The sequence below is a fragment of the Bradyrhizobium sp. WSM471 genome, from assembly GCF_000244915.1.
Taxonomy (GTDB): Bacteria; Pseudomonadota; Alphaproteobacteria; order Rhizobiales; family Xanthobacteraceae; genus Bradyrhizobium.
Genome location: NZ_CM001442.1, coordinates 4,860,023 through 4,872,224, shown reverse-complemented (window position 1 = coordinate 4,872,224; position 12,202 = coordinate 4,860,023). Strand labels below are relative to the sequence as shown.

Below are 12,202 nucleotides of genomic sequence, written 5' to 3'. Positions count from 1 at the left end.
AATGCGGGCTGACGCTTCCTGTTTAGCCGTTCGGGAAGGGCTCTTGTAGTGACCACGCAGCCATGACTATGTGGACTGCATGTCCACAACGACTTTACCTCCCGACCTCTCTCGTCTCCTCGCCTTCGTCCGCGTCGTCGAGGCGGGCTCCTTTGCCGAAGCCGCGCGGCGCGCGGGGACGACCACCTCGGCAATGTCCAAGGCGGTCGCCCGCTTTGAAAAGGCTCGCGGGTTGCGGCTTTTGCATCGCTCCACCCATTCGTTGGCGCTGACCGAAGAAGGCGACAGGCTGATGGCGGCGGGACGCGCGTTGGTCGAAAGTCTCGCCCATGTCCAATCCGCGCTCGGCGAAGTCGCGGGCGACGATGGCGGACGGGTGCGCGTGACCGCCCCCGCCTCGTTCGCGCGCGCCTGCATCCTGCCGCGACTGCCCGCGTTCCTGCGGGAACGGCCGGAAATCGAGATCGAGGTCAAATTCCGCAACGAGATTCTCGATCTCGCGGCGGAAGGCGTCGACGTCGCGATCCGCTCAGGGCCCCTCGACCGCGCGCCCGGCCATCAGGCGCGGCGGCTGTGCACGTTCTCGTGGATCGCTTGCGCCTCGCCTGCCTATCTGAACGCGCGCGGCGCGCCGGCGACTCCATACGAGCTTTCCGCGCACGACCACGTCGGCTTCCGGAATCCCGCGAGCGGTCAGATCCTGACCTGGCGCTTCGCCGACCCGCGCGGCAAAGGACCCATTCGCATCACGCCCAAACCCAAGCACATTTGCGACGACGCGCACGCTTCGCTCGCTTTGATCGCGAATGGGTTTGGGGTCGGCTGGGGGCCAGCGTGGCTCGTCGACGAAGACCTTCGCGCCGGCCGGCTGGTCGAAGTGCTTGCGCCCTGGCGCGCGTCCGGGGAACCCCTATGGATGCTGCGCACCTCCGACCGCCGCCCGCCGCTGCGCACACAGCGCGTCATGTCGTTCCTCGCCACGCTTCCCGCCGCGTTCAGCGACAAGAGGGTGTGAAGCATCGGTCGTCACCGAAATTCAGGCGCCAAGAAACTGAGCTCAAGGTCCTGGGGATTCGTAGGGAAGCCCCCCTTGGCCTATAGCCGCCATGCAAACCTGACGGCTTAGTGACGCCTTCCATTGGCAAACCGGGACGCAACGAACCACTGAGTTCGCGTCCTAGATCACCCCCGCCAGCCGCAGCGCCACGCCAGCGGTACACGAGCCGGCGAGCACCGTCAGCATGCCGAGCTTGAAGCGGAAGATCGCGGTTGCGGCAGCGATCGACAGCGCGAGCGCGGGGATATCGACGCTGGTCAGGACCGGCATGTCGAAGGCAAACGGAAACGCGTGCACCGGCACGGTCTCGCGGAATAGCGTGTGCAACGCAAACCAGATCGAGAGGTTGAGGATCACGCCGACGACGGCAGCGGTGATCGCACTGAGCGCACCGCCAAGGCCCTTGTTGCCGCGCAACCGTTCGACGTAAGGGGCGCCTACGAAAATCCAGAGGAAGCAGGGCGTGAAGGTGACCCAGGTTGCGAGCAATCCGCCGAGCGTAGCCGCGAGCATCGGCGACAGGCCGCTTGGATCACGGAAGGCGGCCATGAAGCCCACGAACTGAAGCACCATGATCAAAGGACCGGGCGTGGTCTCGGCCATGCCGAGGCCGTCGAGCATCTCGTGCGGCTTCAGCCAGTGATAGTGCTCGACCGCCTGCTGGGCGACATAGGCCAGCACCGCATAGGCGCCGCCGAAGGTGACCAGCGCCATTTTTGAGAAGAACAGAGCAATGTGGCTGAAGACATTGTCTTGTCCAACAGCGAGCAACAGCGCGATCACCGGCACCAGCCAGAGCGCCAGCCACAGCGCGCCGACCCGGATCGCGCGCGCGGTGTTGGGGCGGACATGCTCGGGCACAGCGTCGCCGAGCATGCTGTCGATCACGGCGCTGCTGCCGCCAGGGCCGTGACCGGCCGGCGCGAATTCCGGACGGCCCTGTTTGGCGCCGATATATCCGATGATGCCTGCGGCGATGATGATGACCGGGAAGGGGATCGCGAAGAAGAAAATCGCGACAAAGGCGATCGCGGCAAGCGCGATCATGACGCGGTTCTTCAGCGCGCGCTTGCCGACGCGCACCACGGCCTCGACGACAATGGCGAGCACGGCGGCCTTCAGCCCGAAGAACAGCGCCTCGACGAAGCTGACATTGCCGAAGGCGGCGTAGATATAGCTCAGGCCCATGATGGCGATGATGCCGGGCAGGATGAACAGCCCGCCTGCCATCAGCCCGCCGGCGGTGCGGTGCATCAGCCAGCCGACATAGGTCGCCAGCTGCTGTGCCTCCGGACCGGGAAGCAGCATGCAGTAGTTCAGCGCGTGGAGGAAACGGGCTTCGGAGATCCAGTTCTTCTCCTCGACCAGGATGCGGTGCATGACCGCGATCTGGCCCGCGGGCCCGCCAAAACTCAGGCAGGCGACACGGAGCCAGACGCGAAAGGCTTCACTGAAGCTGACGCCGTGACCGGCGTCAGCTCCTGTTTCGGTCGTACGGGTGTCCATCAAGCCTTTGCCTTGTTGGTCGGCCAGTTATGGGTCTCAGACGTCGCGTCACGGCACCAGCGATAGAAGGCGTCGTAGAGCAGCATGCCGGCCTCGAGCTGTTCGAGATCGTCATCATACATCCGCGACAGCCCGAGCGAAGCCGCGAGCAGGCCGGGGGCCTCAGGGGCGAGGTCGGGGCGCCCGGTGTCGGCGCCGCGCACCAGCGTTGCGAGCCGGAGCAGCGCAGGCGCGGCAATCCCGAACTCCTCGATCATTACATCGAAGGTGCAGAGCTCGCCACGGTGGCTCCAGAACACGTTCTCGATGTCGAACGGGGCTGCGTTGAAGCGTTGCCCGACCGCCACCACTTCCGAAGGCGCCACGAACAGGAAGACGGCCGTGGGATCGACGAAGCGTCGGATCAGCCAGGGGCAGGCGATGCGGTCGACCTTTGGCCGCGCCCGCGTCACCCAAACGGTGCGTCCCTTGGCGTCGCGCGGCGGCAGCTTGCGGGTGTCGACCAGCGGCAGTTTTGCCGCCTTCCAGCCCTCGAAGCCGCCCTCCAGCGTCTCGGCTTGCACGCCGAGCTGCCTGAGCCAGGCGGCGGTGCCCTGCGCGAGTTTTTCGCCGCGCAGGCAGGAGACGATCGCGGAGCGGCCGGCGAAGTTGGCGCCCCAGTCGGGAACATTTTCGTGGCTGAGCTTGATGGAGCCGGGGATCAGCCGCCGGTCGGCGGCAAAATCCTCGTCGGTGCGGACATCGATCAGGACAGGCGCATTCGCCGTGCCGATCAGCCGTGCCATTTTTTCAGATGATATCGTCGTGTAGGAAGACATGATGCGCCCTCGTAAGAACAAACGGGACGCGATACTTGGGCATGTCGCCTCGTGGGGAGATCGCTCAAATCCCCATGACCTTTATTACATCGAAACGGCACCCGCCTGTCAATCGGCTCGTTTCGCCGATTTTGTCCGAGGACCCCGCAGGTCTATATTGCGGGTCAACGGACCAGACCTTCCGGAGAATTTTCGATGCATTCCCATTCCATCGAACAATGGACCCATGACCACGCCTTTCTGGGCGACAAGCACGACGAGAACGAGCGGCGCACCTGGCTCGTCGTCATCCTGACGCTGGTCATGATGGTCGGCGAGATCGTCGCCGGCTCGATGTTCGGGTCGATGGCACTGCTCGCCGACGGCTGGCACATGGGCACGCATGCGGCGGCGCTGGGGATTGCGGCGTTCGCGTATCGCTTTGCGCGGCGGCACCTGGGGAGCTCGCATTTCAGCTTCGGCACCGGCAAATTCGGCGATCTCGCCGCCTTCGCCAGCGCGATCATCCTCGGCCTGATCGCGGTCGAGATCGCCTATGAGAGCGTGCTGCGGCTGATCAATCCGGTGCCGATCGTCTATGGCGAGGCCATCGTGGTGGCCGCCCTCGGTCTGTGCGTCAATCTCGCCAGCGCCTGGCTGCTCCGCGGCAGCCACGATCACCACCACCACGGTCATGCGCATGATGATCACGATGATCATGAGCATGATCATCATCACCATCATCACGACAACAATCTCCGCGCCGCCTATGTCCACGTCATGGCGGACGCGGCGACCTCGGTTCTGGCGATCGCCGCGCTGGTGGTCGCCATGTATTCGGGATGGGCCTGGGCCGATCCGGCGGTCGGCCTGATCGGCAGTGCCGTGATCGCGAGCTGGGCGTTCGGCCTGATCAAGACATCGGGCGCGGTGTTGCTCGACGTGCGCGCCGACGAGAAGCTCGAGCGTGTGATCCGGGCGCGTATGGAGACCGGTGATGACCGCGTCACCGATCTGCATCTGTGGCAGGTCGGCCCCGGCCATTGCGCCGTGTTGGTGTCGGTGGTGTCGGACAAGCCGAAGCAGCCGGCCGTCTACAAGAGGCGGCTCGCCGGGTTGAAGGGGCTGAGCCACGTCACCGTCGAGGTCGAGACCTGCCCGCATTGAAGCGGGTTGCGGGAATTCTGCGAACGGACCGGGGTTGATCCTCGGTCACAGCCGACAATGGCTGCAAGGGAGGAACGAATGACGCCAAGGATCACGCTCGCTCTCGCCGTCGCTGCCCTCGTTCTGTCCTGTCATGCGGCGCTGGCACAGTCCGAAAAGACCGGTGTCGAAAGGCTCTACGTCCTCAATTGCGGCGAGGGCACCGCCGGCGACATCTCGCGCTGGACGCCCGGCCTCAACGAGGGCAAGACGATGGACTTCGTCGACAGCTGCTATCTCATCAAGCACGCCAAGGGCTGGTTCCTGTGGGACACCGGCATCGCCGACGCAGTCGCCGCGATGCCGAACGGCCTCGCGCCCGCCGATCCCAAGGCGGTGAGCTGGCGCCGGCCGAAGACGCTTGCCGCCCAGCTCGAACAGCTCGGCCTCAAGCCCGGTGACGTCAAGATGATGGCCGTCTCGCACACCCATCCCGACCACACCGGCAATGTCGAGCTGTTCCCGCAGGCCATGCTCTACGTGCAGAAGGCCGAGTATGACTGGCCCGGCGCCAACAACGAGCCGCGATTCAAGCCGTCACATCCGGTCGAGCTGCTTGCGGGCGACAAGGACGTGTTCGGCGACGGCAGCGTGACCATCCTGTCGACGCCCGGCCATACGCCGGGACACCAATCGCTGCTGGTGAAGCTGCCGAAGACCGGCGCGGTCGTGCTGTCGGGCGATGCAGTGCACTTCAAGGATAATTGGGACAACCGCCGCGTGCCCAGCATGAACGCCAACAAGGACCAGAGCACGGCCTCGATGCAGAAGATCGCCGACACGCTCGGCAAGGAGAAGGCGCAGCTCTGGATCAACCACGACAAGTCCCAGCGCGACAGCCAGAAGATGTCGCCGGAGTTTTACGACTAGCTTCCCGCAACACCCCTGTTGCCACTATGGTGGCAACAGGGACGTGCTAGCGCCCTCGACAAGCTCCGCAACGGGAGACGATTGTGGGTGAGTGGGCCGGGGTTGCGATCGCACTGGCGTCGAGCAGCCTTGGCGGCACTGCCGCGGCGATCACCCGCTATCTGGTCGGCGGCGCCGATCCGATCCTGCTCGCGATCCTGCGCTGGGGGATCGGCTCTCTCTGCCTCCTGCCGTGTGCCCTGATGCTCGGCGTGCGCTGGCCGCAGCGGTCCGACTGGCCGGCCGTGGCGCTGCTCGGCATCTGCTTTTTCGGCCTATTCTTCATCCTCTACAACATCGCGGTGTCCTACACGACCGCCGCGCGCGCCAGTCTCGCGCTTGCGACGCTGCCGCTCCACACCATGGTGGTCGGCGCCATCCTCGGCGTCGAGCGGCTGACGTCGCGCAAGGTCATTGGCGTCGGCATCGCGGTGCTCGGCGTGGCGGCGGCGCTGGCCGCGGGCCTGGCGCAAAGCCCGCCCGGCGCCTGGCGCGGCGAGCTGATCATGACCGGTGCCGTGTTCTGCATGGCGTTCTACAACGTGCTGTCGCGGCCGCTGATGCAGCGCTCCAGCCCGCTCGGCTTTCTCACGGTCGGCATGGGTGCGGGCGCCGCCGTGCTGGTGCTCGCGGGTCTGGTGAAAGGCAGTTTCGCAGCGCTCGGGCAGTTCACGACGGCGCATTGGATTGCCGGATTTATCTGGGCATCGGCGGCGGTGCGCTCGCCTTCATCCTCTGGGTCATGGCGCTGGCGCGCGCGACGCCGACCCGGGTCGCCAATACGATGACGGTCAACCCGATCGCCGCGACCTTGCTCGCCGCGCTGCTGATCGGCGAGCCGATCACGCCAAATCTCCTGATCGGGCTGGTCGCCGTGTTCGCCGGCATCTGGATCGCTACCAGCGAGACGAAGCCGGCTTAGCTGCGCGGCGCCGTGACCGGCGGCGGGCTCGCGTCCGGCATCTTCTTCGGCTTCAGCGAGCCGGCGTAGAAGGAGATCAGCCAGACCAGGATGATGGCGAGGAGATAGACGCCCCAGGCCTGCGGCGGCGTGGTCGCCCAGCGCAGGAGGCCTTTGAATGTGCGGGGCGGGCGCGTGTCTTCGGTCATGCTCCGCTTGTGCGCGAAAGCTCCCGCCCGGTCAATCCGGCCGCGGTTGCGTGCGGATCATGAACAGCGCGGCCAGCGCCGAGAGGCTGAGCGCGGAGGAGACGATCAGCACCTTGGCCCCCATGACGTCGATGAGCAGGCCAAAGGCCAGCGGCGCCACGGCCTGCGCCATCCGTGCCGGCGCGCCGATGATGCCGAGGCGATAGCCGAAATCCTTGGGGCCGAAGATCGAGAGCGGCAGCGTGCCGCGCGCGATGGTCAAAATGCCGTTGCCGGAGCCATGGAACAGCGCAAACGCACTGGCCGCGGCGCCGCCCAAGATGGCCACGACCACGGCGCCGATGGGGTGGGTGAGGCAGGCGAGCCGCGTCGACCATAGCGGATGAAAGCGACTGAGGAAGCCTGCTTCCAGAACCCGCGCGGCGACTTGCGCGGGGCCGATCAGCGCTCCGGCCGCGATCGCCTCGACCGGCGTCGCGCCTGTGGTCTCCAGGATGCGCGGAAAATGCGCGGCCATCGCGCCAGTGACAGTCCAGACCGCTGCGAAGACGAACGCGAGCAGGATCATGGTGCGGTCGAGCGGCAGATGCGGCTTCTCTGCTGTCGCCGCGGCCTGCCTGGCGCCCTTGATGGTCGGCAGCAAGAAGAAGTTGAGCGGCAGGCCGATCAGGATATTGGCGGCGGCCCAGGCGAAGCAGGTCTCGCGCCAGCCGATATGGGCAAGGCCCCAGGCGGTGAGCGGCCAGCCGACGGTCGATGCAAAGCCCGCCATCAGCGTGATGCCGGTGATCGGCCTGCGCGCCTCGGTGCCGTAGATGCGGCCGAGCGCGGCGAAGGCAGCGTCGTAAAGCCCCATCGCCATGCCGATGCCGAGCACCAGCCAGGCAATCGCCATCACCGCCACCGATTGCGAGAGGCCGAGCAGAACGAGGCCGGCGGCGATCGTCAGGTTCGACACCGAGAGGACCTGCCGGCCGCCGACGAGATCGATCTGTCGCCCGATGCGCGGGCCGAGCAGCGCCGAGATCACCAGCGAAGCCGAGAACGCGCCAAACACCCAGTTGGAGGAAATGCCGAGATCGCGCGCCATGGGATCGGCGAGCAGGGCCGGCAGATAGTAGCTCGAGGCCCAGGCCAGGGTCTGCGTGGTACCGAGCGCCAGAATGATCGGAAGCTGGCGCTGGCTCATATCCCCGTATTTCTGATCGGCAGTGTCATCATTCGCATTTGCCGCCCGAGGCGGGAGCGCGTCAACAGCGTCCGCGACATATGCGACCTGCCGCGGGTGGGAGCCTTGGCCGCTGGCGGGAGCCTTGGCCGCGAGCTCCGCGCCCCGCCTTTCGCTCGTCACGAATGCACGGCATAATGGCGCATGCAATTGACCTCGCGACTTGCGCTGATGAACTGGTTGGCCGGCCAGGGGCTCACCGGCCTGCCCGAACCCGAACTGCTGCGCGGCTTCTGCGAGCGCTGCCGCGCCGAGGGGCTGGAACTGTCGCGTGGGCTTGTCGTGATCGATACGCTGCACCCGATCTACGAGGGTCGCGCCTTCCGCTGGAGCGATACGCCGACCAACGAGAGCGACGTGGTCGAATACGGCTCGACGGCCGAGGGCGACGCGGCCAACAATTGGCGCCGGTCGGTGTTCTATCATTTGCTCGAGCATGGTCACGACGAGATGGTGATCGACCTCGCCGACGCGCCCTCGCTCGATTTCTCGCAGATCGGCGAGCTCGCCGAAACGGGTCATCGCCATTTCCTGGCCTTTGTGCATCGCTTCGGGGAGACCGGAGCGCTCGGGCAGATGGACTGCCTCTACTCCTCCTGGACGACGCGACGCGACAGCGGCTTCGCCGACGCCGAGCTCGCAGCGCTGCGCGACCTCGTGCCGGTGCTGGGGCTCGCGATCAAGTCGGCGCAGCAGGTCGACATCGCGCGCACGCTCGGTCGCGTCTATCTCGGCCGCGACGCGTCAGAGCAGGTCTTGAGCGGACGTATCTCGCGCGGCGTCACCGAGCGCATCAACGCCGTGCTCTGGTATTCGGATCTGCGCGGCTCGACCGGAATCAGCGAGAGCATCGGCCCGGACGAGATCATCCCGTTCCTCAACGACTATGCGCAGGCCGTGATCGATGCGATCCACGACGCCGGCGGCGACGTGCTGAAGCTGATCGGCGACGGCGTGCTCGCGATGTTCACCGGTGAAGACATGGCGCATGCTCGGCGCGCGGCGCTGCGCGCCGAGCATCTATTCCGCAAGAACGTTGCAGCGCTCAATCTGCGGCGGGGCGCCGAGGGCCGTCCCACCACGTCCGCCTATATCGGCCTGCATGTCGGCGAAGTCTTCTACGGCAATATCGGCAGCGAGGACCGGCTTGATTTCACTGTGGTCGGTCCGACCGTGAACGAGGTCAGTCGCATTGCCTCGATGAGCCGTTCGGTCGATCGCGAGCTGCTGGCCTCGGCGGAATTCTACAAGGGCCTCGATGCCGCCGGCCGCCGCTATCTCGTCTCCACCGGCCGCTACGCGCTGCGCGGCATCGGCCGCGCACAGGATCTCTACACGCTCGATCCGGAGGTGGACGCGAGCGAGCCGGTGACGGGGAGCTACGAGCGGTATCTGGCGAGTTAAGTGCCGCTGCTCCCTCAATGTCGTCCTGGCGAAAGCCAGGACCCATAACCACCGACTGTAGTTTTGCGAAGACTCGTAGTTGGCGATTTTTGCCAAACTGCTCCCTGGGGTGATGGGTCCTGGCTTTCGCCAGGACGACGCCACCTAACACCGCGCCGCCGCCTCATCGCCCACCATGTCGGGCTGCCGGTCCAGCGCCACCGCGGGCGAGAGCCAAATGACCAGCGCCTGCACGCCGAACACGGCAGCGGCGAGATAGAGGCACGCTTCCGCGCTCCAGAGGCCGCCGACGATCGCACCCAGTGCCGAGCCGACCGGGCGGGCGCCGTAGCTCATGATGTTGATGGCGGAGACGCGGCCGAGCAGGCGAGGCGGCGTCACTGACTGGCGCAGCGTCGTGGTCGAGATCACCCACAGGATCGGCCCGACGCCGAGCAGGAAGAAGCTCAAGGCCGCAAGCAAGGGCGAGGGGACCAGCACCGTCAGCGCCATCACCATTGCGGCGACGAAGCCGGTGACGGGGCCGAGGCCCACGACCGTGCCGAACGCGATGCGCTTCATCACCCGCGTGGCGAACAGCGCGCCGATCACCATGCCGACGCCGTACATGGTCAGCACAGTGCCGACGCCGACCGCGTTCAGGCCGAGGTGACGCACGGCGTAGGGCACGAACACCGCGATCTGCAGGAACCATCCGGTGTTGAAGATGAACTGGGTGATGAAGACCGGCCGCAGCAGCGGATGGTGAAACACGAAGGCCGCGCCCTCGCGGATGTCCTGAAGCGGATGCCGCCGTGGTGCCGACGTGCGGGCGGGCTCGTAGATACCGGAGAGCAGCACGACGGCGATCGCGGAGAGCGCAGCCGCAAAGCCGAAGGCCGGGCTCGCGCCCCACCACCCGACCAGCGCGCCGCCGAGCGCAGGGCCGCTGGCGAAGGCGATGGTGCGTGCGAGCTCGATCCGCGCATTGGCCGCCGGCAACAGGTCCGAACTCACCAGCGAGGGCACCAGCGCCGGCGCGGCCACGCTGTAGACGACGGTGCCGCACACGGCGGCAAAGCCGAGCAGCGCCAGCAGCGGCAGATTGAGCGCGCCGAGCGCGAGCAGCAGCACGATCGCCGCAAGGGCCGCGGCCCGCAGCGCCTCGGCGCCCGCCATCAGCGAACGGCGGGAGATGCGGTCGGCCAGCAAACCGGCCGGGATGGCGAAGAGGACGAAGGGCAGGGTCAGCGCGGTCTGGAGCAGGCCGGTCTGGCCCTCGGCAACGCCGAGCGTCAGCACCGCGACGATGGGGGCCGCGGCCAGCGCGATCTGTTCGGCCGACTGTGCCGCCAGGTTGGACCAGGCGAGGCGGTTGAATGTCTCGGGGAGGTGCGGGGGAATTGACATGGCTCATTTCCTGCAAAGTCGGGTTGGCGCCACTATCCGCCTCCGATGACCGCCAAACCCACCCGCTTCCCGACAGGGGCCACAAATAGCGACCGCCGAGGGACCGATGCGGCTAGATGCAGTTGCAAATGAGTTGCAATAAGGCTCGACTTCGGTATTCTCGCCGCATGGATGCTCGCTCTCCCGATCTGACCCGAGATGCCGCCGGCTGGCGCAATGACGCGCCTGCCACCAAGAGCCTGGCCGAGGTGAATGCCTCGGTCGCCCTCCCCATCGCGGGGGTGTGGTGGCGGCGCCTGCTCGCCTTCGTCGGCCCGGGCTATCTGGTCTCGGTGGGGTACATGGACCCCGGCAATTGGGCGACCGATCTCGCCGGAGGGTCCAAGTTCGGCTACACGCTGCTCTCCGTCATCCTGCTCTCGAATTTGATGGCGATCCTGCTGCAATCGCTGGCGGCACGGCTCGGCATCGTCACCGACCGCGACCTCGCACAAGCCTGCCGCGCGACCTATTCGCCGGCCGTGAACTTCATGCTGTGGCTCGCCTGCGAGGCGGCGATCATCGCCTGCGATCTCGCCGAGGTCATCGGCACGGCGATCGCCCTGAAGCTGCTGTTCGGCATTCCCCTGATCGGCGGCGCGCTGATCGCTGCGTTGGATGCCTTTTTGCTCCTCATCCTGATGAACCGCGGCTTCCGTTTCCTCGAATCCTTCGTCATCGCATTGCTCGTCGTGATCGCTGTCTGCTTCACGGTCCAGCTTGCCGCGGCAGCACCGCCGGTGGCCGAGATGCTGAGGGGATTTGTGCCGAAGACCGAGATCTTCACCAACCCCGAGATGCTCTACATCGCGATCGGCATCATCGGCGCAACCGTGATGCCGCATAATCTCTATCTGCATTCCTCGATCGTGCAGACGCGCGCTTATGAGCGCAACGACACCGGCCGGCGCGAGGCGATCAAATGGGCGACGACGGACTCGACCATCGCTCTGATGCTGGCGCTGTTCATCAACGCGGCGATCCTCGTCGTGGCTGCCGCAACCTTCCACAAGAGCGGCCATTCCGACGTCGCCGAGATCGGCCAGGCCTTCGAGCTGCTGTCTCCGCTGCTCGGCCTCGGCATCGCCTCGACGCTGTTCGCGGTGGCGCTGCTCGCCTCGGGCCTGAATTCAACGGTGACGGCGACGCTCGCCGGACAGATCGTGATGGAAGGCTTTCTCGACCTGCGCCTGCCGAGCTGGGCGCGCCGGTTGCTGACGCGCGGCATCGCGATCGTTCCCGTGATCGTCGTCACCGCGATCTATGGCGAGCGGGGCACGGCCGATCTGCTGGTGTTCAGCCAGGTGGTGCTGTCGATGCAGCTGCCCTTCGCGGTCATCCCGCTGGTCCGCTTCGTCTCCGACCGCCGCAAGATGGGCAAGTTCGTCATACCGGTGTGGGTCGCGGCGATCGCGTGGATCGTCGCGGGCATCATTGTGATTTTGAACTTGAAGCTGCTCGCAGATACGCTGTTCGGGTGAACACGGCTGTCGTCGTCCGGCTCGACCGGACGACCCAGTATTCCAGAGACAGTTGTGAATGACCCGAGGCGTCGCG

The 12,202-nt window shown here is 66.2% G+C and carries 10 protein-coding genes and 1 pseudogene; 6 read left to right on the top strand and 5 right to left on the bottom strand.

Annotation, left to right across the window (positions count from 1 at the left end):
• Positions 1–79 precede the first annotated feature (79 nt).
• Positions 80–1,015, top strand: a complete 936-nt coding sequence (locus tag BRA471DRAFT_RS21775; protein WP_007611146.1) for a LysR family transcriptional regulator — start codon at positions 80–82, stop codon at positions 1,013–1,015.
• A gap of 162 nt (positions 1,016–1,177) precedes the next feature.
• Here the strand turns inward: BRA471DRAFT_RS21775 and chrA are convergent, their stop codons facing one another.
• Positions 1,178–2,563: a chromate efflux transporter gene (gene chrA, locus BRA471DRAFT_RS21770; protein WP_007611142.1), complete on the bottom strand. Its 1,386-nt coding sequence runs from the start codon at positions 2,561–2,563 to the stop codon at positions 1,178–1,180.
• Positions 2,563–3,381, bottom strand: coding sequence for a chromate resistance protein ChrB domain-containing protein (locus BRA471DRAFT_RS21765; protein WP_007611141.1), 819 nt, complete (start codon positions 3,379–3,381; stop codon positions 2,563–2,565). Before BRA471DRAFT_RS21765 ends, chrA begins: the two co-directional genes overlap by 1 nt.
• 195 nt (positions 3,382–3,576) lie before the next feature.
• On the opposite strand from BRA471DRAFT_RS21765, the gene dmeF reads away from it, so the two are divergent.
• The 3 genes and pseudogenes from dmeF to BRA471DRAFT_RS39020 all read left to right on the top strand — a co-directional run bounded on the left by dmeF (position 3,577) and on the right by BRA471DRAFT_RS39020 (position 6,397).
• Positions 3,577–4,527 carry a CDF family Co(II)/Ni(II) efflux transporter DmeF gene (gene dmeF, locus BRA471DRAFT_RS21760; RefSeq protein WP_007611140.1) on the top strand — a complete coding sequence of 317 codons (951 nt, stop codon included), beginning with the start codon at positions 3,577–3,579 and terminating at the stop codon, positions 4,525–4,527.
• 78 nt (positions 4,528–4,605) lie between these two features.
• Positions 4,606–5,436 carry an N-acyl homoserine lactonase family protein gene (locus BRA471DRAFT_RS21755; RefSeq protein ID WP_007611139.1) on the top strand — a complete coding sequence of 277 codons (831 nt, stop codon included), beginning with the start codon at positions 4,606–4,608 and terminating at the stop codon, positions 5,434–5,436.
• A gap of 83 nt (positions 5,437–5,519) precedes the next feature.
• Positions 5,520–6,397: pseudogene (locus tag BRA471DRAFT_RS39020) on the top strand (DMT family transporter).
• Here BRA471DRAFT_RS39020 and BRA471DRAFT_RS21745 read toward each other — a convergent pair.
• Both BRA471DRAFT_RS21745 and BRA471DRAFT_RS21740 read right to left on the bottom strand, forming a co-directional pair.
• The gene (locus tag BRA471DRAFT_RS21745; RefSeq protein WP_007611138.1) at positions 6,394–6,585 is read right to left on the bottom strand and encodes a hypothetical protein; all 192 of its coding nucleotides are present in this window, start codon (positions 6,583–6,585) and stop codon (positions 6,394–6,396) included. The pseudogene BRA471DRAFT_RS39020 and the gene BRA471DRAFT_RS21745 overlap by 4 nt on opposite strands.
• 31 nt (positions 6,586–6,616) lie before the next feature.
• Positions 6,617–7,774: an MFS transporter gene (locus BRA471DRAFT_RS21740; protein WP_007611137.1), complete on the bottom strand. Its 1,158-nt coding sequence runs from the start codon at positions 7,772–7,774 to the stop codon at positions 6,617–6,619.
• 183 nt (positions 7,775–7,957) lie between these two features.
• Between BRA471DRAFT_RS21740 and BRA471DRAFT_RS21735 the strand changes: the two genes are divergently transcribed.
• Positions 7,958–9,217, top strand: coding sequence for an adenylate/guanylate cyclase domain-containing protein (locus tag BRA471DRAFT_RS21735; RefSeq protein WP_007611136.1), 1,260 nt, complete (start codon positions 7,958–7,960; stop codon positions 9,215–9,217).
• A gap of 144 nt (positions 9,218–9,361) precedes the next feature.
• Here BRA471DRAFT_RS21735 and BRA471DRAFT_RS21730 read toward each other — a convergent pair whose 3' ends face one another.
• The gene (locus BRA471DRAFT_RS21730) at positions 9,362–10,606 is read right to left on the bottom strand and encodes an MFS transporter (protein WP_007611135.1); all 1,245 of its coding nucleotides are present in this window, start codon (positions 10,604–10,606) and stop codon (positions 9,362–9,364) included.
• Between the two features lie 167 nt (positions 10,607–10,773).
• On the opposite strand from BRA471DRAFT_RS21730, the gene BRA471DRAFT_RS21725 reads away from it, so the two are divergent.
• A complete protein-coding gene (locus tag BRA471DRAFT_RS21725; protein WP_007611130.1) occupies positions 10,774–12,126 on the top strand; it encodes an Nramp family divalent metal transporter in 1,353 nt (450 codons plus the stop codon).
• The last annotated feature ends 76 nt before the right edge of the window (positions 12,127–12,202 follow it).

Coding starts and splice junctions, on each gene's coding strand:
- BRA471DRAFT_RS21775 (WP_007611146.1), top strand. CDS start 80: ATGTCCACAACGACTTTACCTCCCGACCTCTCTCGTCTCCTCGCCTTC.
- chrA (WP_007611142.1), bottom strand. CDS start 2,563: ATGGACACCCGTACGACCGAAACAGGAGCTGACGCCGGTCACGGCGTC.
- BRA471DRAFT_RS21765 (WP_007611141.1), bottom strand. CDS start 3,381: ATGTCTTCCTACACGACGATATCATCTGAAAAAATGGCACGGCTGATC.
- dmeF (WP_007611140.1), top strand. CDS start 3,577: ATGCATTCCCATTCCATCGAACAATGGACCCATGACCACGCCTTTCTG.
- BRA471DRAFT_RS21755 (WP_007611139.1), top strand. CDS start 4,606: ATGACGCCAAGGATCACGCTCGCTCTCGCCGTCGCTGCCCTCGTTCTG.
- BRA471DRAFT_RS21745 (WP_007611138.1), bottom strand. CDS start 6,585: ATGACCGAAGACACGCGCCCGCCCCGCACATTCAAAGGCCTCCTGCGC.
- BRA471DRAFT_RS21740 (WP_007611137.1), bottom strand. CDS start 7,774: ATGAGCCAGCGCCAGCTTCCGATCATTCTGGCGCTCGGTACCACGCAG.
- BRA471DRAFT_RS21735 (WP_007611136.1), top strand. CDS start 7,958: ATGCAATTGACCTCGCGACTTGCGCTGATGAACTGGTTGGCCGGCCAG.
- BRA471DRAFT_RS21730 (WP_007611135.1), bottom strand. CDS start 10,606: ATGTCAATTCCCCCGCACCTCCCCGAGACATTCAACCGCCTCGCCTGG.
- BRA471DRAFT_RS21725 (WP_007611130.1), top strand. CDS start 10,774: ATGGATGCTCGCTCTCCCGATCTGACCCGAGATGCCGCCGGCTGGCGC.